At 72.0% G+C, this 25,674-nt stretch carries 25 protein-coding genes; 15 read left to right on the forward strand and 10 right to left on the reverse strand.

Annotated features, from left to right (window positions below; all coding sequences use genetic code 11):
* Positions 1-8: 8 nt before the first annotated feature.
* Genes FHX46_RS05115 through FHX46_RS05130 form a run of 4 tightly spaced genes read left to right on the forward strand, consistent with a single transcriptional unit; the run spans position 9 to position 3,272 of the window.
* Positions 9-899: a branched-chain amino acid ABC transporter permease gene (locus FHX46_RS05115; RefSeq protein ID WP_167111114.1), complete on the forward strand. Its 891-nt coding sequence runs from the start codon at positions 9-11 to the stop codon at positions 897-899.
* Positions 896-1,840, forward strand: a complete 945-nt coding sequence (locus tag FHX46_RS05120; RefSeq protein WP_167111116.1) for a branched-chain amino acid ABC transporter permease — start codon at positions 896-898, stop codon at positions 1,838-1,840. Before FHX46_RS05115 ends, FHX46_RS05120 begins: the two co-directional genes overlap by 4 nt.
* Positions 1,837-2,562 (forward strand): ABC transporter ATP-binding protein, encoded by a 726-nt coding sequence (locus tag FHX46_RS05125; protein WP_167111118.1) that lies wholly within the window; start codon positions 1,837-1,839, stop codon positions 2,560-2,562. Before FHX46_RS05120 ends, FHX46_RS05125 begins: the two co-directional genes overlap by 4 nt.
* The gene (locus FHX46_RS05130) at positions 2,562-3,272 is read left to right on the forward strand and encodes an ABC transporter ATP-binding protein (RefSeq protein ID WP_167111120.1); all 711 of its coding nucleotides are present in this window, start codon (positions 2,562-2,564) and stop codon (positions 3,270-3,272) included. Before FHX46_RS05125 ends, FHX46_RS05130 begins: the two co-directional genes overlap by 1 nt.
* On the opposite strand, the gene FHX46_RS05135 is transcribed toward FHX46_RS05130, so the two are convergent.
* Positions 3,269-3,703, reverse strand: coding sequence for an Lrp/AsnC family transcriptional regulator (locus FHX46_RS05135; RefSeq protein ID WP_167111122.1), 435 nt, complete (start codon positions 3,701-3,703; stop codon positions 3,269-3,271). The two genes, FHX46_RS05130 and FHX46_RS05135, sit on opposite strands and share 4 nt — an antisense overlap.
* 161 nt (positions 3,704-3,864) lie before the next feature.
* Between FHX46_RS05135 and ilvN the strand changes: the two genes are divergently transcribed.
* The 5 genes from ilvN to FHX46_RS05160 are packed head-to-tail and all read left to right on the forward strand — an operon-like array spanning position 3,865 to position 8,912.
* A complete protein-coding gene (gene ilvN, locus FHX46_RS05140; RefSeq protein WP_167111124.1) occupies positions 3,865-4,389 on the forward strand; it encodes an acetolactate synthase small subunit in 525 nt (174 codons plus the stop codon).
* Between the two features lie 33 nt (positions 4,390-4,422).
* Positions 4,423-5,541, forward strand: a complete 1,119-nt coding sequence (locus tag FHX46_RS05145) for a thiamine pyrophosphate-dependent enzyme (RefSeq protein ID WP_167111126.1) — start codon at positions 4,423-4,425, stop codon at positions 5,539-5,541.
* Positions 5,538-6,545 (forward strand): alpha-ketoacid dehydrogenase subunit beta, encoded by a 1,008-nt coding sequence (locus tag FHX46_RS05150; RefSeq protein WP_167111128.1) that lies wholly within the window; start codon positions 5,538-5,540, stop codon positions 6,543-6,545. Before FHX46_RS05145 ends, FHX46_RS05150 begins: the two co-directional genes overlap by 4 nt.
* A 31-nt stretch (positions 6,546-6,576) precedes the next feature.
* Positions 6,577-7,827, forward strand: coding sequence for a dihydrolipoamide acetyltransferase family protein (locus tag FHX46_RS05155; protein ID WP_167111129.1), 1,251 nt, complete (start codon positions 6,577-6,579; stop codon positions 7,825-7,827).
* Positions 7,828-7,859: 32 nt separating this feature from the next.
* Positions 7,860-8,912 carry a Glu/Leu/Phe/Val family dehydrogenase gene (locus FHX46_RS05160; protein ID WP_167111131.1) on the forward strand — a complete coding sequence of 351 codons (1,053 nt, stop codon included), beginning with the start codon at positions 7,860-7,862 and terminating at the stop codon, positions 8,910-8,912.
* A 20-nt stretch (positions 8,913-8,932) separates the two neighbouring features.
* On the opposite strand, the gene FHX46_RS05165 is transcribed toward FHX46_RS05160, so the two are convergent.
* Positions 8,933-9,844 carry a LysR family transcriptional regulator gene (locus FHX46_RS05165; protein ID WP_313886030.1) on the reverse strand — a complete coding sequence of 304 codons (912 nt, stop codon included), beginning with the start codon at positions 9,842-9,844 and terminating at the stop codon, positions 8,933-8,935.
* A 75-nt stretch (positions 9,845-9,919) separates the two neighbouring features.
* Between FHX46_RS05165 and FHX46_RS05170 the strand changes: the two genes are divergently transcribed.
* The 4 genes from FHX46_RS05170 (at position 9,920) to FHX46_RS05185 (ending at position 13,382) form a co-directional block, all read left to right on the forward strand.
* Positions 9,920-11,143, forward strand: coding sequence for an MFS transporter (locus FHX46_RS05170; protein ID WP_243871226.1), 1,224 nt, complete (start codon positions 9,920-9,922; stop codon positions 11,141-11,143).
* A 46-nt stretch (positions 11,144-11,189) separates the two neighbouring features.
* Positions 11,190-11,573 carry a hypothetical protein gene (locus FHX46_RS05175; RefSeq protein WP_167111133.1) on the forward strand — a complete coding sequence of 128 codons (384 nt, stop codon included), beginning with the start codon at positions 11,190-11,192 and terminating at the stop codon, positions 11,571-11,573.
* A gap of 100 nt (positions 11,574-11,673) precedes the next feature.
* Entirely contained in the window at positions 11,674-12,618 is a 945-nt protein-coding gene (locus tag FHX46_RS05180; RefSeq protein WP_167111135.1) for an ATP-binding cassette domain-containing protein, read from the forward strand.
* On the forward strand, positions 12,615-13,382 hold the full coding sequence (locus tag FHX46_RS05185) for an ABC transporter permease (protein ID WP_167111137.1): 768 nt from the start codon (positions 12,615-12,617) through the stop codon (positions 13,380-13,382). The genes FHX46_RS05180 and FHX46_RS05185 overlap by 4 nt, the downstream gene beginning before the upstream one ends.
* Here FHX46_RS05185 and FHX46_RS05190 read toward each other — a convergent pair.
* Positions 13,366-16,506 carry a BTAD domain-containing putative transcriptional regulator gene (locus tag FHX46_RS05190; RefSeq protein WP_167111138.1) on the reverse strand — a complete coding sequence of 1,047 codons (3,141 nt, stop codon included), beginning with the start codon at positions 16,504-16,506 and terminating at the stop codon, positions 13,366-13,368. The genes FHX46_RS05185 and FHX46_RS05190 overlap by 17 nt on opposite strands.
* Before the next feature lie 112 nt (positions 16,507-16,618).
* Positions 16,619-17,626, reverse strand: coding sequence for an FUSC family protein (locus FHX46_RS05195; RefSeq protein ID WP_167111140.1), 1,008 nt, complete (start codon positions 17,624-17,626; stop codon positions 16,619-16,621).
* Between the two features lie 97 nt (positions 17,627-17,723).
* Between FHX46_RS05195 and FHX46_RS05200 the strand changes: the two genes are divergently transcribed.
* A complete protein-coding gene (locus tag FHX46_RS05200; protein ID WP_167111142.1) occupies positions 17,724-18,146 on the forward strand; it encodes a MarR family winged helix-turn-helix transcriptional regulator in 423 nt (140 codons plus the stop codon).
* On the opposite strand, the gene FHX46_RS05205 is transcribed toward FHX46_RS05200, so the two are convergent.
* Genes FHX46_RS05205 through FHX46_RS05215 form a run of 3 tightly spaced genes read right to left on the reverse strand, consistent with a single transcriptional unit; the run spans position 18,111 to position 20,477 of the window.
* Positions 18,111-19,616, reverse strand: a complete 1,506-nt coding sequence (locus FHX46_RS05205; protein ID WP_167111144.1) for a PH domain-containing protein — start codon at positions 19,614-19,616, stop codon at positions 18,111-18,113. The two genes, FHX46_RS05200 and FHX46_RS05205, sit on opposite strands and share 36 nt — an antisense overlap.
* Positions 19,613-20,104 (reverse strand): PH domain-containing protein, encoded by a 492-nt coding sequence (locus FHX46_RS05210; RefSeq protein WP_313886031.1) that lies wholly within the window; start codon positions 20,102-20,104, stop codon positions 19,613-19,615. The genes FHX46_RS05205 and FHX46_RS05210 overlap by 4 nt, the downstream gene beginning before the upstream one ends.
* A gap of 16 nt (positions 20,105-20,120) precedes the next feature.
* Positions 20,121-20,477: an ArsR/SmtB family transcription factor gene (locus FHX46_RS05215; protein WP_167104274.1), complete on the reverse strand. Its 357-nt coding sequence runs from the start codon at positions 20,475-20,477 to the stop codon at positions 20,121-20,123.
* Positions 20,478-20,550: 73 nt separating this feature from the next.
* Between FHX46_RS05215 and FHX46_RS05220 the strand changes: the two genes are divergently transcribed.
* Positions 20,551-22,365, forward strand: coding sequence for a heavy metal translocating P-type ATPase (locus FHX46_RS05220; RefSeq protein ID WP_313886272.1), 1,815 nt, complete (start codon positions 20,551-20,553; stop codon positions 22,363-22,365).
* Here FHX46_RS05220 and FHX46_RS05225 read toward each other — a convergent pair.
* From FHX46_RS05225 to FHX46_RS05235, 3 genes are all read right to left on the reverse strand, one after another.
* Positions 22,350-22,916 carry a TetR/AcrR family transcriptional regulator gene (locus FHX46_RS05225; protein WP_167111148.1) on the reverse strand — a complete coding sequence of 189 codons (567 nt, stop codon included), beginning with the start codon at positions 22,914-22,916 and terminating at the stop codon, positions 22,350-22,352. The two genes, FHX46_RS05220 and FHX46_RS05225, sit on opposite strands and share 16 nt — an antisense overlap.
* Positions 22,889-23,698, reverse strand: coding sequence for an SGNH/GDSL hydrolase family protein (locus tag FHX46_RS05230; RefSeq protein WP_167121145.1), 810 nt, complete (start codon positions 23,696-23,698; stop codon positions 22,889-22,891). Before FHX46_RS05230 ends, FHX46_RS05225 begins: the two co-directional genes overlap by 28 nt.
* 155 nt (positions 23,699-23,853) lie before the next feature.
* Positions 23,854-25,443, reverse strand: a complete 1,590-nt coding sequence (locus tag FHX46_RS05235; protein WP_167111150.1) for a beta-N-acetylhexosaminidase — start codon at positions 25,441-25,443, stop codon at positions 23,854-23,856.
* Between the last annotated feature and the right edge of the window lie 231 nt (positions 25,444-25,674).

The following is a 25,674-nucleotide window of genomic DNA, read 5'->3' on the forward strand; positions in this document are numbered from 1 at the left end:
GTCCCGAGATGCACGAGCTAGTTCAACTGGCGGTCGGCGGGTTGTTCCTGGGCGGGATCTACGTCCTGATCGCGATCGGCATGTCCACCATTCTCAGCGTCACCGGCATTCTGCACATCGCGCACGGCGCGAACCTCAGCCTGTGCGCCCTGACCTTTTCCGCACTGGCATCGACGAACATCCTGATCGCGGTGCTCGCCACGACCGCCGTGTCGCTGGCGTTCACCATGGCCAGTTACGAGTTCCTGTACCGGCCGATCGGCCACCGGCAGACGACGTTGTTCCCGCTGTTCCTGGTTTCGTTCGGGTTGTGGATCGTCGGCAGTTCGGTCCTGACCCTGATCTTCTCGGCCACCGCGTCCCACCCGCGCACCTCGCTCAACTCCACAATGGACATCGGTTGGCTGCACCTGCTGAAGATCAACCTCCTGGCGTTCGGGGTCGCGATCGCCTGTTACGCCGCGACGCGGTTGTTCCTGGCGAAAACCATGACCGGTTCGCTGATGCGGGCCGTGGCGTGCAACCGCGACATGGCAGACGTGTGGGGGACGCCGCGCCGGCGCGCGGAACGCGTCGCGTTCGCCATGGCTGCGCTGCTCGCGGTGCCGGCCGGGATATTCGTCGCGTACACCCTCGGTGCCTACCCGACGGTCGGGGACACGCCGTTGCTGATCGCGTTCTCGACCGTCATCCTCGGCGGCGTCGGGAGCATCGCGGGCGCCGCGGGTGCCGCGCTGCTCTTCGGGGTCATCCAGGGCGTCGCGGTGTGGAAGCTCCCGGCGACCTGGCAGGACGGCGTGGTGTTCGGGGTCTTCCTGCTGCTGATCCTCGTCAGTCCCCGTGGCCTCGCCACGCTCCGCACGCGGCGTCCGGCCGGGACGAGGAGTGCGTCGAAGTGATCGAGTACCTGACGACCGTGGGAACCCTCACGGGGATCTTCGCCATCGCCGGGGCCGGCCTGAACATCACGCTCGGCTACGCGGGCGTCTTCTCGGCCGCCCAGGCGGTCTTCGTCGGCATCGGCGCGTACACGACCGCGCTGCTCGGGCCGCGCGTGGACGGCTCCTTCCTCGTCTGCGCGCTCGTGGGCACCGGGCTGGCGATGGTCGCCGCGATCGCACTGGCGTCCACCGGATTGCGGGTGAGCGACGAATACTTCATCGTCGCCTCGCTGGCCTTCCAGATCATCATCTCGACCGTCTTCGCGAGCTGGTACTCGGTGACGAAAGGGGCCGACGGGATATCCGGTGTGCCCTACCCCCAGGTGTTCGGGATCGAGCTGGGGACACACGGCGCGGGATCGGCGCTGGTGTGGACGATCGCGATCCTCGTCGTCGCCCTGACCGCGGTGCTGCGCCGGGGCGCGGCCGGCCGGTTGTTCTTCGCGATCCGCGAAGACCCGGTCGCGACGGAGACGCTGGGGCGCAGCCCGGTCGTCGGCAAGTACGCCGCGATCGTCCTGGGGGCCGGCGTGTCCGCGCTCGGCGGCGTGCTCTACGCCTTCTACACCGGCTTCGTGAACGCGCCGACGTTCGGCTACTCGCTGTCGATCGAACTGGTCGCGATCGTGGTCGTCGGTGGCATCGGCCTGTCCATCGGCCCGATCATCGGCGGCGCGATCATCGTCGCCGCCATCCCGCTGATCAGCCTGCTCGACCTGCCGTCCACGGTCGTCGGGCCGCTCCAGCAATTGGTCTACGGAGCGCTGATCATCGCCGTGGTCGTGCTGCGCGGCTATTTCTCCGCCGGCAGCGCCCTGCGCGGCCGGATGGTGCGGCGGCTCAAGGAAATGCGCCCGGAGCCCTCGGGGCCGGCGAGTGGCGGGAAGGTGACGTCATGACCCTGCAGGTGAACGATGTCCGCGTGGCGTTCGGCGGGCTGGTTGCGCTGGACGGTGTCTCGCTGACCGCCGAACCGGGAGCCGTCACCGCTCTGATCGGTCCGAACGGAGCCGGCAAGACGACGTTGTTCAACGTCATCTCGGGCCTCATCGAACCGGAGAGCGGGAGCATCCGCCTGGACGACGCCGAACTGCTCCGGCGTTCGGCCCGCCGGCGCGCGCGGATGGGCATCGTGCGCTCGTTCCAGGAATTGCGGCTCTTCGGGGGCGTCTCGGTGCAGGAGCAGACGGTGTTCGCGGCCGAGCGGACCGTTTTCACCCGCTCCCACCACACGCGAGTGCGCGCCACGCAGATCCTGGACCGCCTCGGGTTGTCCGGGGCCCGGCGCGACCTCGCCGCCAACCTCAGCTACGGGCAGCAGAAGGCGGTGTCGATCGCCCGCATGCTGGCCATGAACGGCCGGGCGTGGCTGCTCGACGAGCAGGCCGCCGGACTCGCCCCGCGGGAGTACGACCTGTTCTGCGAAGTGGTGACCGAGGCCAAGGAACGCGGCCTGATCATCCTGTTGATCGAACACAACCTCCAGCTGGTCCGGGACCTGGCCGATGTGGTCGTGTTCCTCGACCGGGGACGGGAACTCGCCACCGGCACGGCGGACGAGGTGTTCTCCGACGAGGTGGTGCGGGCGCTCTACTTCGGCAAGCGAGACCAGGAGGTCTGATGCTCACCATCGACTCGCTGACCGTCCGCCTCGGGCACCGCACCGTGGTCGACGCCTTGAGCGCCGCCCTGCCGCCCGGCGAGATCAGCTTGATCCTGGGGCACAACGGCGCCGGCAAATCGACGTTGTTGCGCACCATCGCGGGACTTCTCCGCCCGGCGGGGGGCAGCATCGCCCTCGACGGCGCCGACATCGCCCGGCGCTCCCCGGTGGAGGTGGCCCGGTCCGGTGTCGTCCTGGTTCCGCAGGGCCGTGGTGTCTTCGCCGACCTGAGCGTCGCGGAGAACATCAAGCTCGGCATGTGGAACGCCCGGCGGCTCGGCCGCAGCACCACCGACACCGAGCGCGCCCGGCTCGACGACGCCCGCGAACTCTTCCCGGTCCTGGACGAACAATGGCACTCACGCGCGGGCTCGCTCTCCGGCGGCCAGCAACAACAGGTCGCGATCGCCCGGGCCTTCCTGGCCAACCCGAAGGTCCTCCTGCTGGACGAACCGTCGGTCGGTCTGTCGCCGAAGCTGGCGGACGTCGTGCTGACCACGGTCGCCTCGCTGCGCCGCGAGGACCGCATCATCGTGCTGGTGGAGCAGAACGTTCACCAGGCGCTCGCGGTGGCCGACTCCGTCGCGGTCATGCGTGCCGGCGCGGTGGAACAGCACGGCCTCGCTCCGTCCGACATCGCCCAGCAGGACCTCGCCGCGATCTTCTAGGTCAGCCGGGACCAGGAACCGAGCACCACCAGTGTCTTCGTTCCGGTGACCTGGCCGTTGGTGCGCAACAGGTTGACCACGCGCTGCAGGTCGTCGGTGTTCGTGGCGTGCACGCGGACCAGGGCGTCCGGATCGCCGGCCAGGGTCAGGACCTCGGTGACTTCCGGGATGTTCTCGGCGAAGGACAGGATCGTGTCGAGCTCCAGGTTGCCGACCACCCGGAGCTCGACCACGGCCTCCAGCTCACCGTCCACTTTGGTCGTGTCGATGCGGGCGGTGTAACCGTTGATCACACCGGTTTCCTCGAGACGATCGATGCGCCTTTTGGTCGGCGCGACGGTCAGCCCGATCTGGCCGGCGATGTCCCGGACGGTCCGGCGGCCGTCCTGGCGCAGGAGCTGGAGGATCTCCCGGTCGATCTCGTCGAGCATGTCGTAAGGATGCAGCTTATTGCTCTACAGCGCAACATTCTGCGAGCTGGTACCGCCGATCGCAGCTACTTACCCGCTTTTTGGTGCGCGTTGTGTGCGTGGACGTTGCGCCGCGCCACACGCCACCCCGACGATGTCCGTGAATACCGGAGGTGATCGTGGTGCAAGAGCATCTGCTTGCCGTCGTCGCAGGACCGGGGTGCGACGTGCCCGCACGGGTCGCCGGTCTGCTGCTGCCCTCCGATGTGGACATCGTCGGCATGCAGTTCAGCCATCCGCCGGATTCGGACCTGTGGTGGATCCAGCTGGCGGTGCGGGTCCCGTCCCAGGACCGGCTGGAACTGCTCACGAAGCGGCTGAACCGGCTCGTGGCCGTGCTCCGGGTCGTGACGCTCGAACCCGGCGCGCACCGCAGGCAGTCGGTCTACGTCAAGCTGCGGCCGGACACCGCCGACCTCGGTCAGGTCGGGGAGCTGGCCCGGTGGTTCCACGCCGAGACCCTCGAACTCAGCGCCGCGGCGGTGGTCCTGCACTTGACCGCGGCACCCGACCAGTGCGCGGCCTTCGTCGCGATGCTCCGTCCACACGGGATCGCCGAGGTCGTCACCAGCGCGGTGTCGGGTGTGCGCACCGGTGCCCGCCTGACCCACCGTGTTCCGCGATCGGCGACGCGCACGCACTCCTAGCCACGGCAACCCCATCCGCACAGAAGGGCCGTCATGACGGACTTGACCGACGTACCGAAGACACCGGCCGACCTCGGTGTCGCGCCCGAGCCGCCGATGCGCCTGCTCGGCGAGGACGGCGAGCTGCTGGCAGGTGCCGCGGACGCCGGCATCACCGCCGAGCTCACCCGGGGCCTGTACCGCGACATGGTGCTCGCGCGCCAGTTCGACCAGGATGCGTTCAACCTCCAGCGCCAGGGCGAGCTCGGGTTGTGGTTGTCCTGCCGCGGGCAGGAGGCGGCCCAGGTCGGCAGCATCCGGGCCGTCCGCGCGAGCGATCACGTGTTCCCGTCCTACCGGGAACACGCGGCCGCGTTGTGCCGCGGCCTGGAACCCGCGGAACTGCTGACGCAGTGGCGCGGCACCGCCCACGGGGGCTGGGACCCCAGCGGGTACCGCTTCCACCTCTATTCGCTGGTCTTGTCCACCCAGCTGCTGCACGCCACCGGCTACGCACTGGGCGTGGCCGCCGACCGGCGCCGGGAGCCCGGCGTGGACGAGATCGTGCTGTGCTACTTCGGTGACGGTGCGGCGAGCCAGGGCGACGCGAACGAGGCCCTGAACTGGGCGGCGGTGACCGGCGCGCCGCTGGTGTTCTTCTGCCAGAACAACCAGTGGGCGATCTCGACCCCGTCCGCCGCGCAGAGCCGGACCCCGTTGCACGTGCGGGCGGCCGGTTTCGGCCTGACCGCCACGGTCGTCGACGGCAACGACGTGCTCGCCGTGCACGCGGCGACCGCGGCGGCGGCCGCACGGGTTCGCGCCGGCGGGCCGCCCGAGTTCATCGAGGCGATCACCTACCGGATGGCGGGGCACTCCACTTCGGACGATCCCACCCGGTACCGGGACGCCGAGGAGGTGCGGCGCTGGGAGGAGCGGGACCCGGTCACGCGCGTGCGGCGGCTGCTCGACGCCCGCGGCTGGGCCGGCGAGGAGTTCCACACCGCGCTGAAGGAGGAGGCAACGGCGCTGTCCGAAGCGACTCGTGCCGCCTGCCGGGCCCTGGCGCCGCCGCCGCTGGAGGACACCTTCCGCCACACCCTGGTCGAGGAGACCGCGGCGCTGCGTGCGGAACGTGAGCGGTACACCGCGTGGCGGGAGTCCTTCGCATGAGCACGACAGCAGAAGTGCCCGCCGGGGAACTCACGCTGGGAGCCGCGCTCAACGCCGGTCTCCGGCAGGCCATGGCCGACGACGAGTCGGTGATCCTCGTCGGCGAGGACATCGGCGCGCTCGGCGGGGTGTTCCGCGTGACCGATGGCTTGCGCGCCGAGTTCGGCGACCACCGGGTGATCGATTCGCTGCTCGCCGAATCCGGCATCGTCGGCACCGCGATCGGCCTGGCGCTGCGCGGGTACCGGCCGGTCTGCGAGATCCAGTTCGACGGCTTCGTCTACCCGGCGTTCGACCAGATCGTCTCGCAGCTGGCCAAGCTGCGTGCCCGCTCCGGGGGACGGCTCCGCATCCCGGTGACGATCCGGATCCCGTGCGGTGGCGGGATCGGTGCGGTCGAGCACCACAGCGAGTCCAACGAAGCCTATTTCTGCCACACCGCCGGCCTCCGGGTCGTCGCGTGCGCCAGCCCCGCCGACGCGCACTGGATGATCCAGCAAGCCATCGCCTGCGACGACCCGGTGATCTTCTACGAACCGAAACGCCGGTACTGGGACAAGGCGCCCGTCGAACCGGGCCCGGTGCCGGCCGATGCGCCCGCCCTCGATCAGGCGCGCATCGCGCGGGCCGGTGCGGACGTCACGGTGATCGCGTACGGCCCGGCGGTCCGCGTCGCACTGGACGCGGCGACCGTCGCCGAATCCGAGGGCCGGTCGCTGGAGGTGATCGACCTGCGTTCGCTGTCGCCGCTGGACTTCGGCACGCTCACCGCCTCCGTGCGCAAGACCGGCCGTGTGGTGGTCGTGCACGAGGCGCCCACGTTCTGCGGGCTCGGCGCCGAGATCGCCGCGGAGATCACCGAACGGTGCTTCCACCTGCTCGAAGCCCCGGTGCAGCGGGTCGGTGGCTGGAACACCCCGTACCCACCGGCCCGGACCGAAGAGCACTACCTGCCCGACCTCGACCGCGTGCTGGATGCGGTCGACGGCACCTACCAGTACTGACCGCCCGCGCCAGTCTTCCCGAAGGACCCAGATGGCCGAAGCACACCAGTTCACCCTGCCCGACGTGGGCGAAGGACTCACCGAAGCCGAGATCGTCGCCTGGCGCGTCCGGCCCGGCGACGCGGTGGAGGTGAACGACATCCTGGTCGAGGTCGAAACCGCGAAGTCCCTCGTCGAACTGCCGTCGCCGTACGCCGGGGTGATCAGCGACCTGCACGCGGCCGAGGGGGACACCGTCGAGGTCGGTTCCGTCATCGTCAGCTTCGGTGCGGCCGGTGCCCGCCCGGCCGAGCCGGAGCCCGAGCCGGCGCCCGAGCCGGAGGAAGAACGGCGGCCGGTGCTGGTGGGTTACGGGCCGAGCCGCCGGAAGGTGGCGCGCCGCGCCCGCAAACCCGGCTACCGGCCCGTCCCGAACCCGCCGCAGCAGACAGCTCCCGGCAAGCCGCACGCCACCCCACCGGTCCGCCTGCTCGCCCGCGAACTCGGTGTCGACCTGACCGCGGTGCGTCCGACGGGACCGTGGGAACGGATCACCCGATCCGACGTGCGGGCCGCCGCGGAGCGGACGGCGGGCAGCGGCGAACCGGCGGAGACCCGGATCCCGGTCAGGGGGGTGCGCAAGGCGACGGCGGAGGCGATGGTCTCCTCGGCCTTCACCGCCCCGCACGTCACGGAGTGGGTGACCGCCGACGTCACCGAGTCGCTGGCGCTGCTGGACCAGCTCCGCGCCGACCCCGCGTTCCGCGGAGCCCGGCTCACCCCGCTCGTGCTGATCGTGCGGGCGGTGCTGTCCGCGCTGCGCGCGCACCCCGCCATCAACGCGAAGTGGGACGGCGGCGCGGGCGAAATCGTGCAGTACCGCGATGTGAACCTCGGGATCGCGGTGGCCGCCCCGCGCGGCCTGCTCGTGCCCACCATCAAGTCGGCGCAGCAGCTCGGCACGCGCGAGCTCTGCGACGCCCTCGACGAGCTGATCGTCCAGGCGCGGGACGGGAAGACGCCGCCGGAGGCGATGACCGGCGGCACGTTCACCATCACCAACATCGGGGTCTTCGGCGTCGACGGCGGCACCCCGATCCTGAACCCCGGCGAGGCCGGCATCCTCTGCGTCGGCCAGATCGTGCGCAGGCCGTGGGAACACCGGGGCGCGATCGAGCTCCGCAGCGTCTGCACGCTGTCGCTGTCCTTCGACCACCGGCTCGTCGACGGGCAGCTGGGCAGCGCGGTACTCGCGCACATCGCGCAGTTGCTCACCCAGCCGTCACTCGCGCTCGTCCGATGAGCGCTGTTCCGGTTCACCTGAAAGGAAATCTCATGCCGATCAGCCTCGGAGACGCCGTGCCCGACGATGCCGAATTCGAGCAGATCCTGCACTGCTCGGACGACCACAGCGGGCTGTCCTCGGTGATCGCCATCCACGACACCACACTCGGGCCGTCCCTGGGCGGCATCCGCATGCGGCGCTACCCCGACCAGGCGGCCGCCGCCGCGGACGCGAAGCGGCTCGCCGAGGCGATGACGTACAAGTCCGCGCTGGCGGGTCTCGACCTCGGTGGTGGCAAGAGCGTGATCAACGCCGATCCGGCCGCGCCGGACCGGAACGAGTTGCTGCTCGCGCACGCCCGGCACATCCAGTCTCTGGGCGGCCGCTACATCCCCGCGGTCGACATGGGAACGACCGTCGCGGACCTGCGTCTCGTCGGAACCGTCGTGTCGACGGTGTCGAGCAGCCGCCGTGACCCGTCGGACTTCACCGCGCGTGGCGTCGTCGCGGCCATCCGGGGTGCGGTGCAGGCGACCGAAGGCCGCGGCCTGAGCGGGTTGCGGGTCGGCATCCAGGGCCTCGGGCACGTCGGCAGGCAGATCGCCGACCTGCTCGCGGACGAGGGCGCGAAGCTCGTCGTCGCGGACATCGACGATCGCCGGGCGCGGGAGGTGCGGGCCCGGACCGGTGCGGTCGTGGTCCCGCCGTCGGACATCCTGCTCGCCGATGTCGACGTGCTGTGCCCGTGCGCCGCGGGCGGTGTGGTCGATGCGGAGCTGGCGAAGACGCTCACCGCGCGCTACGTCATCGGCGCGGCGAACAACGTGCTCGCCGATCCGGCGCTCGCCGCCACGTTGCGCGCGCGGGACATCGTGCACGTCCCGGACTTCGTCGCCAACGCCGGCGGTCTCATCGCCTGCGCCGCGGAGGTCCGCGGTGACGATTCCGATTTGCTGCACCGGGTGGAGGCCATCGGCGACACCACCGAGAACCTCCTCCGGACGGCCGGCCGGCGCGGGCAGGACACCGTGTCGGTCGCGATGCAGCTCGCGGAGGACCGCATCGCCGGGGCACGGGCGGCCGGGAAAACCGTTCCCCGGTAACCGGTTCGCGCCACAGCGGCTCAGTGGTGCACGGCTTCGTCCAGGAGATGGGCCAGGGCGGTCAGCTGCGGGCTGGTGTGCTCGGTGCGCCAGACGAGGCCGAGCTGGCTGGTGGCTTCGAGTCCTCGGACGGGGATGACGTCGAGGTCACCGCGGCTGCTGTGCTCGATGAGGGGCCGGCAGACCAGCATGCCGTGCCGCCCGGTCGCGGCGAGGGCGAGTCCCTGCTGGATGGTGGTGATCCCGGTGGTGGACAGGATCGGCGTCCCGGATGGCGTGGTCAGCGGGGTGCGGGCGGTTTTCCAGTAGTCCGGCGCATCGCCCTCGCGGTGGAGCAGGTCGATCTCGGCCAGTTCCTCCGCGGTGAGGTTCTCCCGTTCGGTGAGCGGGTGGCCGCGAGCGAGGACGAGGAACTGGTCCTGGGCCGGGAAGCGGAAGCCGACGGTCAGGTCGGGTTCGTGCACCGGCAGCTCGATGATCGCCGCGTCCAGCTCGCCCGCGGTGAGGGCGGTGAAGGGCGAGCCCAGGGGCAGGTCGTGGGTGTGCACGGTGACCCCGTGCTGCTCGTACAGCGCGCGGAAGGTGCGGGTGATCTCTTCGTAGACCATACCGGTGAACCCGATCCGCAGCTCCTCCAGCGCGCCGCGCATGGCGCGCTCCCGGGCGTGGGCGAAGGCCGTGGCGAGGTTCTGGTAGGCGGGCCGGACCTCCCGGACGAACTGCTCACCGAGCCGGGTCAGCGCGACCCGGCGGCTGGTGCGCTGCACCAGGCGGGCACCGACGCGGTGTTCCAGGGAGGCGATGAGCTGGCTGGCCCGGGATTGCGAGTAGCCCAGGCGTTCGGCGGTGCGCCCGAAGTGCAGCTCGTCGGCCAGGGTCAGCAGGCACTCGATCTGCTGGAGATGGACCTGGTTCATCGTCGGGACCCGCACATCGATGAGTCTAGCTCATCGATCGGTGAGGAGATCGGCGTTGTTCCCCGCGTGGAGCTCGGGTGGACTGGCGGCATGCCCGCTGCTGATCCCTTCCCCACCACGCCCGCGCGCACGGAGCCCGCGGAGCGCACCAGCCCCGGCCAGTGGGTCGCGGTGGCGATGGTGACGTTGAGCACCTTCCTGGTGGTGACCTCGGAAATGCTGCCGGTCGGGGTGCTCACTCCGATGGCCGACGGGCTGGGCATCTCGTCCGGGGTGGCCGGGTCGAGCCTGACGATCACCGGGCTGGTCGCCGCGGTGACCGCGCCGGTGGTGCCGCGGCTGCTGGGGAACGCGGACCGCCGCCACGTGCTGGCGGTCGCGGTGCTGGCCCTGACGGTGGGGAACGTGCTCACCGCGGTCTCCACCGGTTTCGGGATGCTGGTGGCGTCCCGGACCGTGCTCGGTCTCGGCATGGGCACGGTGTGGGGACTCGCGGCCGCGGTCGCCGCCCGCCTGGTGGCTCCGCGGAGTGCTGCCCTGGCGGTGTCCATCGCCGTGTCCGGAGTCGCCTCCGCCTCGGTGTTCGGTGTCCCGCTGGGAACCCTGATCGGCAACGCCTTCGGCTGGCGCACGGCCTTCGCCGCGCTCGCCGGTCTCGGGGTCGTGCTCGCGGCCGGACTGCTGGCCGCGTTGCCCCGGCTGCGCCGGCCACAGACCACCGAGGCAGGCGACGAAGCGCCGCGCCGCTCGCTGGTGCGCCCGGCGGTGGTGATCGGTTTGCTCGTCGTGGTCTTCCTGGTCACCGCCCACTTCGCCGCCTACACCTACGTCCGTCCCGCCCTGGAGCAGCTGCCGCGGCTCGCGCCGGATGCCGTGGCCCTGCTGTTGCTGATCTACGGCGTGTTCGGGCTGGCCGGGAACTTCCTCGCGGGCGCCGCCGCCGCCCGTCGGGCCAAGGCCACGGTGCTCGCGCTGGCCGCCGGGATCGCCGCCGCGATCGCCGCACTGGCGTTGTTCGGCAGCGGTGCGCTGGCGGCGGGGCTGGCGATCGCGTTGTGGGGGATCGCCTACGGCGGGCTGTCGGTGGGTGGCCAGCTCTGGATGACGCAGGCGGCACCGGACCGGGTGGAGCACGTCACCGGGATCTACGTCGGCTTCTTCACCGCCGCCATCGCCGCCGGGGCGTTCCTCGGCGGGGTGGTGATCGAGACCGCGGGCATCGTCACCCTGCTGTGGGCGACCGCCGGACTCGCCGCCCTGTCCCTGGTGATCGGGCTCGCGGCGCGAGGTCCCCGGGTGACCGCCGCCGGCTAGCGTTCCGGCCGGACCCGGCCGCACCGGTGAGGCGTGCCGGACGACGATGTCGCCGCCGTGGCTGCGCAGGCGCACCGGGACGGGCCGGCCGGCCGGTCCGGCTCCCGCGAACTCGTTGCGCACCCGGCCGGCCGAGGTGTGCGCGTCCAGCGCGACCGCGAGACCACTGGGAATCCCGACCTGGACGGTGCCGGTGGCGGCGGACGGGGCGGCCGGGCCGCCGAGCTCGCCGATGCGGATGCTGCAGCTCCACCAGCACCTCGACCGTGGTGTCGGCGCGGTCACCGGCGACGAACCGATGTCGCCGAACACGATGTCGACGGTCGCGGAAATCGGGGCGGGGGTCTCGAACTTCTGCACGGTGTGCCTCCCCGGGCTCGTTGCGGTGTCCCCGTCCGCCGGGGACCTGATCACGATCGCCCGGCGCTGACACGTCACCGCCACCGCGCCTGACCCGGCGGGACACCGGCTCCCGGGCGTGTCAGAGCCGTGTCAGGGCAGTGTCAGAGCGACCGTCGACAGTGGTCGCCATGACGAACTCCGCGATCACGGCCTCCGGGCTACGGAAGGCCTACCAGGACAAAGTCGTGCTCGACGGCGTCGACCTGGACGTGCGCACGGGCACCGTGTTCTCCCTGCTCGGCCCGAACGGGGCCGGCAAGACCACCACCGTCAACGTCCTCACCACACTGCTGAAGGCCGACAGCGGCACCGTCCGCGTCGCCGGGCACGACGTCGCCACCGAAACCAAGGCGGTGCGCTCGGCGATCGGGGTCACCGGCCAGTTCGCGGCCGTGGACGAGCTGCTGACCGGCGAGGAGAACCTCCAGCTGATGGCCGATCTGCGGCACCTGGGCACCCGGGAGAGCAAGCGGGTCGTCGAGGATCTGCTGCACCGGTTCGACCTGACCGAGTCGGCGCGCAAGACCGCGGCCACCTACTCCGGGGGCATGCGGCGGAAGCTGGACCTGGCGATGACCCTGGTCGGGCGGCCCCGCATCATCTTCCTGGACGAGCCGACCACCGGGCTGGACCCGCGCAGCCGCCGGACGATGTGGACGATCGTGCGGGACCTGGTGGCCGAGGGCATCACCATCTTCCTCACCACCCAGTACCTCGAGGAGGCCGACCAGCTCGCCGACCGGATCGCGGTGCTGGACCGGGGCAAGCTGGTGGCCGAGGGCACCCCCGGCGAGCTGAAGCGGATGATCCCCGGCGGTCACGTGCGGTTCCGCTTCCCCGACGCCGAGCGGCTCGCCGCGGCCACCCGGGTGCTGCCGGACGGCACGCCGGACGAGGAGAACCTGACCCTGCGGTTGCCCAGCGACGGTGGCGTGAAGTCGCTGCGGACGGTGCTGGACCGCCTCGACGACTACGCGATCGAGGTCGAGGAGTTCTCCGTGCACACGCCGGACCTCGACGACGTTTTCCTCGCCCTGACCGGACACTCGCACACGGAGGCCGACGCCCGATGAGCACCACCACTGCAGCCGCACCCCTGACCGACGCCGCGATCATGCTGCGGCGCAACTTCAAGCACACCCTGCGGAACCCGGTCGCGTTGTTCAACTCGATCCTGATGCCGCTCATCATGATGCTGATCTTCGTGTACGTGTTCGGCGACGCCTTCGACGTCGGTGTCGACTACATCGACTACGCGGTGCCCGGCATGCTCATGATGACGGTCAGCTACGGTCTGAGCGCCACCTCGGCCGCCGTCAGCTCGGACATGGCGAAGGGCATCATCAACCGCTTCAAGGTCATGGACGTCTCCCGGGGCGCGGTCCTGACCGCTCATGTCGTGGCGACGATGGTGCGCACCCTGCTGGCCCTCGCGGTCGTCCTCGGCGTGGGTCTGCTGCTCGGGTTCAGCCCGGCCGCGACCTTCCCGCAGTGGCTCGGCGTCGCCGGCATCCTGGTGCTGACGGTGTTCGCGGTCAGCTGGCTCACCGTCGCGCTCGGACTCGCCGCGAAGACACCGGAGTCGGCCGGGTTCGCCACGGTTCCGCTGATCATGTTGCCGTTCCTGAGCAGCGCGATCGTGCCGGCGGAGAAGATGGGCCCGGGGATCCGGGAGTTCGCGGAGTACCAGCCGTTCACGCCGATCATCGAAACCGTGCGCGGGCTGTTCACCGGCGCCCCGTCGGCCGGCAGCGTGATCGCCGCCGTGGCCTGGTGCGCGGGGATCGCGATCGCCGGCTACGTGTGGGCGCGCGCGAAGTTCAGCAAGCGAGCGTGACCTCGGCCAGTTCGCGCCAGCTCGCCCGTGCCCCCTCGGCGGCCGCCTCGGTGTACTTCTCCGCACCGAGGCGGTCGCGCGCTGCCTGCTCGATCCGGGTCGCGTCCGGCTGCGACCGGTCCGGCGTGCCGCGGATCGCGGTGCTCGCCGCGAGCAGCCGCGCCGCCTGCTCGTACTGGCCGGCGTGCAGGGCCAGGTCGGCGAGGCCGACCAGGGCGGCCGCGATCAGGAGCGGGTGCCCCGATTCGGTGGCTGCCCGCAGGGCCGCGGCATGGTGTTCGCGGGCCGCGCCCGGATCGCCGGCGAGATAGCCGAGCATGAGGTGCCGCATCGCGCGGACGTTCGGCCGCTCCGCGTCCTCGCCCAGCAGCGTGATCGCCTGCTCGAGTTGACGCCGGGCCTGGTCGGTCTCGCCGCGCCAGCGCGCGAGCTCCGCCTTGCTCAGGGCCAGATCGGCCAGCATGCTCGGCCAGGCGACCCGGTCGGCGGACCGCTGCGCCTCGGCCATCGCGGCCGCGCTGGCGGCCGCGTCGCCCGCCAGCCAGTACAGCTGGGCCTGCCGCGACCGCATCTGCACGACGTCCTCGACGGCACCGGCTTCGGTGACCACCGCGACCGCCTGTTCGAAGTGCTCGATCGCGTCGTGGAATTCACCGCGCGTGGCCATCCGGTTCGCCAGCTCCGTCAGGGCGAACGAGATCCCCCACCGCTCGCCGAGCGCGCGGAACTCGGCGAGCGCCGTCTCCAGGTGCGTGTCCACATCCGGGCTGTCCTGGCCGAGCACGATCCGCATCTTCCCGAGTTGCAGCCGGGCGAGCGCGCGGACCCAGGGGTCGTCGTCGGCGAGGAGCGGTTCGAACGCCGGCCCGAACTCCTCCGGTGCCTGCACCAGCCGTTCCAGCGCGCCGGCGAACCGCAGCGCGGGGTGCGGGTCGGTCACCCGCTTGCTGATTTCGTAGCCGCGGCGGATCCACTGGTCCGCCCGGTACTGGTCGGCCTGCTGCCCGGCGGTCAGGAAGGCCGCCACGAACACCAGCACCACGCCGGAGAACTCGTCGGGCACCGGGCCGGGCAGGGCGGCCGCCGCGACGAGCAGCTCGTGGCCCTCCGCCTTGTGCCCGCCGAGCCACCAGTACCAGCCGCTGGCGGCGGCGAGGCGCATCGCCCCGGCCGCCTCCCCGGCCGCGAGCGCACCGCGCATCGCGGCGGTCAGGTTGTCGTGCTCGGCTTCGAGCACGGCCAGCCACTCCAGCTGCTCGGCACGGCGGAGATGCGGTTCCGCGGTTTCGGCGAGTTCGGTGAAGTAGGCCAGGTGCGCACGGCGGGCGAGTTCCGCCTCGCCCGCCTCGGCGAGCCGGTCGGCGGCGTACTCCTTGATGGTGCCGAGCATCCGGTACCGCGGCGCCCGGTCCCCGGCGGTGACCACCAGCGACTTCTCCGACAGTGCGGTGAGCAGTTCGAGCACCTGCCACTCCGGCACCCCGTCACCCGAGCAGACCCGTTCGGCCGCCTCCAGGCTCGCGCCACCGGCGAACACCGACAGCCTGCGCAGCACCACGCGTTCGGCGTCGCTGAGCAGGTCCCAGCTCCAGTCGATCACGGCGCGCAGCGTGCGGTGACGCGGCAGCGCGGTGCGGCTGCCACCGGTCAGCAAGCGGAACCGGTCGTCGAGCCGGTTGGCGAGCTGTTCGAGGGACATGGTGCGCAACCGCGCCGCGGCGAGTTCGATCGCCAGCGGCATCCCGTCCAGCGCCCGGCAGACGCGGGCCATGGCCGGCAACGCGGCGGCGTCGGTGGTGAGGTCCTGGCGCACCGCGGCGGCCCGGTCCCGCAGCAGCCGCACCGCGGACGACGATGCGATCTCGGCCGGGCCGGCGTCCTCGGCAGGCAGGCTCAGCGGCGCGACCGGCCACAGCGCCTCCCCGGTGATGCCGAGCGGCTCCCGGCTCGTGGTGAGGACACGCAGGTGCCGGCACTCGCCGAGGACCCGGTCGGCGAACTTCGCCGCGGACTCGACGACGTGCTCGCAGTTGTCCAGGATCAGCAGCATCGCCCGGTCCCGGACGGCGGCGACGACGCGGTCGATCGGCTCGGCCTCCGGCGCGTCGGCGAGCAGCGCGTCCCGCAGGCCCAGGGCGGCGAGCACGGCCTGTGCCACGTCACCGTCGGTGCCCAGTGGTGCGAGCTCGACGAACCAGGCGCCGTCCGGCACGTCGCCGAGCACGGCGCGCGCGGTTTCGGTGGCCAGCCTGGTCTTGCCGGAACCGCCGGGGCCGATCAAGGTGGTGAGCCGGTGCTCGCTCACCAGTTCGCGGACCGCGGCGACGTCGTCGTCCTTGCCGACGTAACTGGTCAGCTCCGCCCGCAGGTTGGTCTTGCGGGTCTCCTCCCGCCGTCCCAGCTCACCCCGCAGCAGGGCGACGTGCAGTTCGGACAGTTCCGGGGCGGGGTCGACGCCGAGCGTGTCGGCCAGCGCCTCACGGGTGCGCTCGAACAGCAGCAACGCCTCGGTGTCCCGGCCGGTGGCGACCAGCGCGCGCATCAGGGCGGCGACGAGCCGCTCCCGCAGGGGATGGGCGGCCACGAGGTCGGTCAGTTCGGACACCAGTTCCGCGCCGTGACCGAGGCTGATCTCGGCGTCGAACCGGTCCTCCATGGCGGTCAGCCGCAGCCCGTCGAGCCGGGTGGCCGCCGCGTCGAACGCCCCGCTGTCGGTCAGACCGACGTCCTGCATCGCCGCGCCGCGCCACAACCCGAGGGCCTCGCGCAGCAGCCGCAACCGCCGCGGCTCCTCCGCGCCGCGAGCCTCGCCGAGCAGGCGCTCGAACCGCACCGCGTCCACCGCGCCGGGTTCCACCCGCAACCGGTAGCCGTCCGTCAGCCCCTCGACGGTCCCCTGCGGCAGGATCTTCCGCAGCCGGGAAACCAGGCGCTGCAAGGCGTTCGCCGCTTCGGCCGGCGGGTGTTCACCCCAGATCCAGTCGACGAGCGCTGCCTTCGGGACCACCCGGCCCGCCTCCAGCGCGAGGGCGATCAGCAGCGCGCGCAACCGGGCGCCCGGCACGTCCGCGACGGCGCCGTCGTCCGTGCGGACCTCGAACGGCCCGAGCATCCCGATCTGCACCCGGCCGATTTTGCCATGACCAGCGGCGGGGTGGCGCCGGCCACGGTGGCGGGCAGCCCCCGCCCGGTGCGGGGTGGCCTGCCACGTTCCACTGTGGATTCCGGTTTGCCGCTCAGGCGGCGGAGTCGGTGCGGTCCGCGCGCGCATCGCGGGTGGTGTTGTCCCCGGTGGACCGGCCGCGGGCCCGGATGGGCAGCACGTACCAGGCGGCGAGGACCGCCAGCACGCTGCCGGCGGCGATGCCGATCAACCGGTGCGCCAGCACCTCGGTCCCACCCTGCCCGAAGAAGCCGTAGAGGAACGCCAGCGCGCCGGTGACACCCCCGGCCCAGAACACGTAACCGAACGGGCGCAGCCCGGCGGCGAGCGCGAGTAGCCCGAAGACGGCGACGACGGCGAGGTTGTCGCCGGGGGCGAGGCTGCTCGTCGCCCAGGTCGCCAGTGCCGTGCCGCCGAGCGCACCGGCCATCCGCTGCGCCCCTTTCCGCAGCACGTCGGCGCGGCCGCGGTTGCCGCTGCTCACCAGCAGTACGGTCAGGACCGGCCACACCAGGTGGTCCGGATCGAGGAGTTCCCCGGCCACGAACGCCCCGGCCAGCGCCCCGAGCAGCTGCACGGCCTGCCGCGTGCTCGGTGCGAGGCGCTGCCGGGAACGCCGCGCCGGTGCCTTGGTCGCGGCGGGGGAGGTGAGTGCGAGCGTCCAGCACACCGCCACCACCCCGCCCACGGACATCCAGCCCAGGACCGGCCAGGTCCGGTCCAGGGGGAGCGGGTGGACCAGGACCGCGGTGAACGGCACACCGGCGGTGATGCTCGCGGTGCGCCACGCGGCGCCGAACCGGCGCAACCACACCGCGGCCGAGGCGGTGACCGCGAATGCCGCCGCGCCGAGCAGCACCTGGGCGGTGGTGCCGGACAGGAGCATGCCGCAGCCGGTGGCGATGACGACGCCGGCGAGCGCGCCGGCCGCCGCGACCGGCAGGTGATCGCGGGGCACGGCCTGGATCGCGCGGGGCAGGCCGAGGGCCAGCATGACGGCGAAGACCACGGCGTCCACCGGGGGCGACCACCACGTCGTCAGCTGGCCCATGGACCAGAACACCGGCAGCACCACGGTCATCAGAGCGACCGCCTGGGCAATTGCTAAGCGTCCGCTGACCAATATGTCTCGCGGTCTGGGTGTCACGACGACAGATACTACGTGATAACTTACTAAAATGAGCAGTGAAATCGAACGGTGCGCCCCGCTGGTCCGGTCCGCCGTCCTGCGCCTGGCGCGGCGCCTGCGGGTCGAACGCGACCAGTCGGCGCTGTCCAACAACAAGGTCGCCGTGCTGAGCCACCTCGCGCGCACCGGGTCGAGCACGCCGTCCCGCATCGCGCGAGACGAACGGCAGCATCCCCAGTCCCTCACCCGGGTCTTCGCCGAGCTCGAGGCCGACGGGCTCATCCGTCGGCACCCCGGGGCGGACGACGCGCGTCAAGTGCTGCTCACCCTCACCGCCGCGGGGGAGGAGGCGCTGGCCGCCGACATGGCGTTGCGGGACCGCTGGCTCGTGTCCGCGATGCGCGACCTCAGCAGCACCGAGCTCGGCGTGCTCCGGTTAGCCGCGGAGATCCTGGACGGCCTCGGCGACTGACCGCTCCCGGACCAGGAACGGCTCCAGCAGCCCGGGTTCGGCGGCGTCGGCGAGCGCGACGGCCTCCGCGGCCGGGATGTCGATACCCGTGTAGTGCTGACGGCCCGCCGCCGTGGTCGCGGTCAGCGAGAGCAACCCGGCCCGCCGCTGGAAGAACGACCGGTGGAACACCCAGCCGATCACGCCCTCGGTGGACAGCACCTGCCGTCGCCGCACCAGGCTGCCCTGCCGGACCACCAGCTTCCCGCCGATCAGCGTGTGGCCCAGGTTGCGGTAGCGGTCCTCGGCGAGCAGCGCGCCTGCCGGGAACAACGCCAGCGCCACCTGCCACGTCCACGCCGGCCAGTCCGCCAGCCACCACAACAGGACGAACAGCCCGGTCACCGCCGCCGCGACCAGCGCTGCCCGCGTGTGCCGGCGCAGGTGCGCACGCGACCCGTGCCCGATCAGCTCCGCGGACGCCGCGACGGGGTCCGCCAGCACGTCACCGGCCACCCGGTCCGCCACCACGCGGGGCGCCGGCGGCAGCAGCACGGAGCTGCTGTGCTCGCCGTGCAGCCCCGTCGTGATAGCCGAGCAGCGGGCACCTCCCGCGGCCCGCAGCAGGAGCGGTTCGCTGATCTCGGTGCCGCGCAGGCGGCGCAGTTCGATCGTCGTCTGCCGGGTGGTCAGCAGGCCGCGGGTCACCCGCAGCGTGCCTTCGCCGCGCGCCAGCCGGAAGTTCCAGAACGCCAGCACGTACGCGACGATCGACAGCACCGACACCAGCACCACGGTCAGCACCGCCAGCCCGGTCACGAGGACCCACACCGGCGCCGACGCGATCTGCCCGATCCACGACTGCACCGCACCGAAGTCGGTCCGGTCGACGGCGATCTCGTTGAACAGGTTCACCAGGGACCCGACGACCACGCCGATCGCGGCGATCCCGGACAGCGTGAACGGCGCGAACCGCACCCACGGCGGCCGGAGCTCGGCCAGCACGTCGACCAGGGCTCCGGCCTCCGCGGGGTGCGCGGCGCGCTTGTGCAGCAGTTCCTCGCGCAACCGCGCCGCGTCCACGGTTGCGAGCGCGTCGAGCGTGACGGTCCCGCCGCCGTGCCCACCGCGTCCACTGTGTCCACCGTGCCCGGTGCCGATCACGACCCGGCTCAGCCCGAGGACCCGTTGCAGTGGACGGGAAGTCAGGTCGACCGTGCGGATCCGGTCCCGCGGCACGGACAGTTCCTTACGGCTGAACAGCCCGCGCCGCACCCGCACGTGCTCCGGGGTGATCTGGTAGGTCGTGGTGAACCAGCGGAGCAGCCCGGTCCCGACCGCCAGGCACAGGCCGACGAGGCTCCAGATCTGCCCCTGGCCGCCGCGCCCGACGAACAGCACACCGATCAGCACCGGCAGCAGCCGGACGACCTCCTGCACCGGGTGGACGGCGAGCATCCGCGCGCTCAGCCGGTGCCAGTCGGTGCTCACGTCGCGTCCCCGGGCGTGGCCTGGGTGCGGGTGGCGAGTTCCTGGGTCAGGCGTTGCGCCACGTCGTGGTCCAGACCGTGGATGTGCACCGGCCCGCGTGCGGATGCCGTGGTCACCGTCAGGTTCGCCAGCCCGAACAGCCGCTCCAGCGGGCCGCGCTCGGTGTCGACGGTCTGGATGCGGGACACCGGCGCGATGCGCCGCTCCTGGTTGATCCAGCCGGACTGCGTGTAGACGACCTGCGGCGTGGTTTCCCAGCGGTGCACCCGGAACCGCCACTGCGGCATCACGGCGAGGTGCGCGATCGCCACCACCGCGGTCAGGGCCAGCACGACGACGAGCGGGAACCAGCCGGTCAGCCCGAGCCACACCCCTTCGCCGGTGAGCACGACGACCCAGCCGATCGCCGCTCGCGTCGCCCAGAAGAGCACCGCCTTGCGGCTCACCAGGTTCGCGGGCGGGCGCAGATCCACCACGGGACTTGTCACGTCACCACTGTGCCAGTCACGCGGTCGAGCTGTCCGGAACTCCGAGGCGGAGGTGTTCGATGTGGTAGACGGCCTCGTCGAGGAGCTGGGCGACGTGGTTGTCGTAGAGGCTGTAGACGATGCTGCGGCCGGAGCGCTGACCGGTGACCAGGCCGAGGTTGCGCAGCAGCCGGAGCTGGTGGCTCACCGCGGACTGCTCCATCCCGACCGCCTCGGCCAGCTCGCCGACCGCGCACGGCCCTTGACGCAGCCGGGTGAGCATGAGCAGGCGGCTCGGGGTGGCCAGCGCCTGCAAGGTCGCGGCGACCGTTGCCGCGCTCTGCGCGTCCAGCGACGCTGCCGGCCTGTCCTTGCCGTCGACTCCGTGACCCACGGGAAGGGATTCTAGTCGAAGAACACATGTAGAGGTCTTCATGTGTTCGGGTATGCTGCGGCACGTGGTTCAGGTGATCGAACGAGCAACCCCCGCGCGCCCCGCGCGCCGGCTGCTGCTGCCCGAGGTCCGCTGGGCGCTGGCCGCCCTGGCGCTGTTCCTGGCCGGCCTCGCGGCCGATCTGGCCGGGAGCCCGGGATGGCTGTCCTGGGTGCTCTACCTGGCCTGTTATGGCGCGGGCGGCTGGGAGCCGCTGCTGGCCGGACTGCGCGCACTGCGCGAGCGCACACTGGACGTCGACCTGTTGATGGTGGTCGCGGCCGTCGGCGCCGCGGCCATCGGGCAGGTCTTCGACGGCGGGCTGCTGATCGTCATCTTCGCGACCTCCGGCGCGTTGGAGGCGGTCGCGACCCGGCGGACCGCCGATTCCGTGCGCGGTCTGCTCGACCTGACCGCCGAGACCGGCGGCTACGAGATCGGCGACGAGTTCGTCACCCGGCCCGGACAGCGCATCGGCGGGGACGGCATCGTGCTCGACGGGGCGAGCGAGGTGGACCAGTCGTCGGTCACCGGCGAGTCGATGCCGGTGCCGAAGGCGCCCGGCGACGAGGTGTTCGCCGGCACGCTGAACGGGACCGGGATGCTGCGGGTGCGGGTCACGCGCGATCCGTCCGACACGGTGCTGGCGCGGATCGTGGCGATGGTCGAGGAGGCGTCCGCGACCAAGGCGAGGACCCAGCTGTTCATCGAAAAGATCGAGCAGCGGTACTCCGCCGGAGTGGTGGTGGCGACACTGGCGTTGTTCCTGGTTCCGCTGGCGTTCGGAGCCGGGCTGCAGGACACGCTGCTGCGCGCGATGACGTTCATGATCGTCGCGTCACCGTGCGCGGTGGTGCTGGCGACCATGCCGCCGCTGTTGTCGGCGATCGCGAACGCCGGGCGGCATGGCGTGCTGGTCAAGTCGGCCGTGGTGCTGGAGCGGCTGGGCACGACCGAGCGGGTGGCGTTCGACAAGACCGGCACGCTGACCGAGGGCACCCCGCGCGTCGTCGAGGTCCGTCCACTCGGCATGTCCGAACCGGACGTTCTGCGGTACGCCGCCGGTGCGGAGCAGTCGAGCGAGCACCCGCTGGGGCGCGCGATCGTCGCAGCCGCGGACCGGGTACCGGTGGCGGGGGACTTCCGGGCCGAGCCGGGCCGGGGGGTGCACGCGGTGGTGGACGGCCGGCGTGTGTTCGTCGGCCGGGGCGACGGCGACCCGGTGCGCGAGGTCGAAGCCGCGGGCCGGACCGCGGTGCTGGTGCGGGTCGACGGCGAGCCCGCGGGCGTCCTCGGTCTGGCCGACCGGGTGCGCCCGGACGCCCGCGCGGCGGTGGGCCTGCTGGCCGGGGCTTCGCCGGTACTGCTGACCGGTGACAACGAGCGCGTCGCCGCTCGCGTGGCGGACGAGGTGGGGATCACCGACGTGCGGGCCGGGCTGCTGCCGCAGGACAAGGTCACCGCGGTGCGCGAACTCGGCGAGCGGGTCCTGGTGGTCGGCGACGGGATCAACGACGCACCCGCGCTCGCCGCGGCGCACACCGGCATCGCCATGGGACGCGCCGGGTCCGACCTGGCGCTGGAGACCGCGGACGCGGTGGTCGTGCGGGACGAGCTGACCGCGATCCCCGCGGTGGTCGCGCTGGCCCGGCGCGCCCGGCGGCTGGTGCTGGCGAACCTCGTGATCGCGAGTGCGTTCATCGCCGGGCTCGTGCTGTGGGACCTGTTCGGCGAGCTGCCACTGCCGCTTGGCGTGGCCGGGCACGAGGGCTCCACGGTGCTGGTGGCGCTCAACGGCCTGCGGCTGCTCGGGGAGCGGGCTTGGCGGACGGCTCAGGGGCGCAGGTAGGTGTTGAGCGTGACGGCGAGCGTGTGCTCCACGTCGGCGGATTCGGCGGCGGACGGCAGCCCGCCGCGCAGCCACAACGCGGCGAGGCCGTGCAGCGCCGCCCACAGCGACGCGGCCAGCGGGCGGGACGCGGTACCCCGGCGCCAGCCACCGGCCTGCGCACTCGTCACGAGGTCCAGGAACTGCTCGAACACGGCATTGCTCAGCCGCGCCAGCTCGGGTTCGCGCACGTCGATCAGGTCGGGCCGGAACATCAGCTCGAACATCGCGGGGTTCTCCAGCGCGAAGTCGAGGTACCGGCGGCACGCCGTCAGCAACCGTTGCTGCGGGTTTCCCCCGGGCAGGTCCGCGGCCTGCCGGTGCAGTTCGGCGAATCCGGATGCGGCGACGGCGGCGAGCAGTTCGGCGCGTCCGGTGAAGTGCCGCAGCGGCGCGCCGTGCGAGACGCCGGCCTCCCGCGCGATCCGGCGCAGGGTGACGGCCTCGACACCCTCGCTCGTCAGGACGGCGACGGCGCTGCGGATCAGGCGTTGCCGGGGATCGTCGTCCACGAGGCCAACTCGTCTGCGATGACGGGCAGCAGGTCCGGGCGTTTGGGGGCGAAACCGTCGCCGGGGGACCGGCCGGTGAACCAGTTGCGGGTCCGCGTGACCATCACCGGCAGGACCTCCCGCCACACCCAGTCGGCGTGCGCGCGCAGGCCCGGCCGCACCGGGTCGCCGGGCAGCGGCTCGAGCCAGGCGGGGTCGTAGCCGACGCCGAGCCGGGTCAGCAGGTACGCGGCGAGGCGGCGGTGACCGTGCTCGGACAGGTGCAGCCGGTCCGGGCCGAAGTACCGCAGGTCGTGCACGGCCTCCTCGTCCCACAGGTCGACGACCTGCGCGCCGTACCGGGCCGCGGACGTGCGGATCGCGTCGTTGAGCGCTTCCAGCCGGCCGCGGATCCGCAGCAGCCCCGGCACGCGGCTGGACACGTCGCTGAGCGTGAAGACGACGACGGTCGGGGCGGCGCGGGTGAGCATGCGGATCGCGGCGTCCACCCGCTTGGCCACGACTTCCGCCCGGTAGCTGCGGGTCAGCACGTCGTTGGCGCCGCCGAACAGGGCGACGAGATCGGGGCGGAGGTCCAGCGCGGCCGGGATCTGCTCGACGATGATCTGGTCGAGACGGCGGCCGCGGACGGCCAGGTTGGCGTACCGGAACGACGGGTCGTGCCGCGCCAGCGCGGCGGCGGCCAGGTCGGCCCAGCCGCGGTAGACGTCGGTCCCCGGGTAGGGGTCGTGCAGACCCTCGGCGCAGCTGTCCCCCAGTACGACGAACCTCTGGTAGCCCATTCGGCGCTCCGACATGCGGTGTTCATTTGGTAGACACTGTCTATCAAGGTTTGTAGACGGTGTCTACGTCCGATGCCGCGGCCGCCCGGGCGTTCTCGTTCGAGGTGGGCCCGCCGCCCCCTCACGACGGGCCCACCTCGATGCCGGCTGGCGAGCTACTGCCAGTCGACCTGCGGGGAACGGTAGAAGTCGATCCCCTGGACCGCCCAGCGCGGCGCCTGCTGCGCGAGCCGCACCCGGTAACCGGCCCAGTCGTGCGCCGCCCTCGGCGACCAGCCGATCTCCGCGATGCCGGGCAGGCGCGGGAAGGCCATGAACTCGATGGCGTCGCTGTCGGTCAGGGTCTCCGACCACAGTGGCGCCTCGATACCGAGAACGGAAGCCTCGCCCACACCCTGGACGGCGGTGGCCGGATCCCAGTCGTAGGAGTCGGCGACCTCGACGTACCCGGCCCAGTGCAGGCCGAGCGGGCTGTTCGCGGTGTACTGCATGTCCAGGTACGCCTTGTTGGCCGGGGACATCAGCACCTTGTTGCCCGCGGCCGCGGCCGCGGCGGTGGCGGCGTCCACGCCGTCGGTGTCCCAGAACTGCGGCACCGCCGACACCGGCGGATGGGCCTGCGCGATCTCGTGCCAGCCCTGCGCCAGCTTGCCGTGCTTCGCGACGATCGGCAGCACCTCGCCCATGAACTTCTGGTAGTCCCCGGGCGGCGTCGCGTGCGCCTCGTCGCCCCCGATGTCCAGGTACCGGCCGGGTGTCAGGGCGGCCAACTCGCCGATCACGTCGTCCAGGAACCGGTACGTGACGTCCTTGCCGACGCACAGCGAGCTGAACCCGACTTCGATGCCGGTGTAGAGCGGCGGGGCGACGCCGTCGCAGTTCAGCTCCGGGTAGGAGGCCAGTGCGGCGTTCGTGTGGCCCGGCATGTCGATCTCCGGGATCACCGTGATGTGCCGGGACGCGGCGTAGGCCACCAGCTCCCGGTACTGGTCCTGCGTGTAGTAGCCGCCCGGACCGCCGCCGACCTCGGTGCTGCCGCCGTAGGTCGCCAGGCGGGGCCGGCTCTTGATCTCGATCCGCCAGCCCTGGTCGTCCGCCAGGTGCAGGTGCAGCCGGTTGATCTTGTACTGCGCGATCTGGTCGATGTAGCGCTCGACCTCACCGACGGAGAAGAAGTGCCGGGCCACGTCGAGCATCGCGCCGCGGTAGGCGAACCGCGGGTGGTCCACGATCCGGCCGCCCGGCACGACCCACGGGCCGCGGGCGACCGTGCGCGACTCGACCCGTGCGGGCAGCAGCTGGCGCAGCGTCTGCACACCGGCGAACAGGCCGTCGTCGCTGTTCGCGCGGATGGTGACGCCGCGCCGCGTCACGGTGAGCTGGTAGCCCTGGTCACCGGCCTCCGCGGTCGGGCCGAGCTCGAGCGCGATCGACGGTGCCGACGGTGCCGACGGCGCCGACGGTGCCGACGGCGTCACGGTGCGCTCCACGACCGGCAGCGGAAACCCGGTGGACGGGCGGAGCAGGCCGGCCAGGTAGGCGGCCACCTGGCGGGCGCCGCCGCCTGCCTCGATCGCGGTGGCCGGCGTGAGCCGGAAGTCGTTCCGCGGATCGGCTTTCGCGGATACCGGAACGGGAATCACGTCCGCCAGGGCGTGGGTGGCCGGCTGGCTCGCGGTGGCGGGCTGGGTGAGGGCCAGGGTCAGCGCGGTGGCGCCGAGCAGTGCGGCCAGGGATCTGAGCATGGATCACTCTCCGGGTCTCGGGAGCGGGTCACCTAAAGGTATAGACCAGTGCTCCCGGCCCGCGCAATGCTCCACCTGGCGGCCGCCTGCTCCGGCCGGGTGAATCGGCCCGTTCGACTCGATCGGGTGGCGATCTTCCGGCCGGAGCACGGTTTTCGTCGGCGGTCGCGGCTAGCGTGCCGGTATGAACTTCGAGAGCACGTTCATCCATCTCAAATGGACACTCGGCGT

The sequence above is a fragment of the Amycolatopsis viridis genome (assembly GCF_011758765.1).
GTDB lineage: Bacteria > Actinomycetota > Actinomycetes > Mycobacteriales > Pseudonocardiaceae > Amycolatopsis_E > Amycolatopsis_E viridis.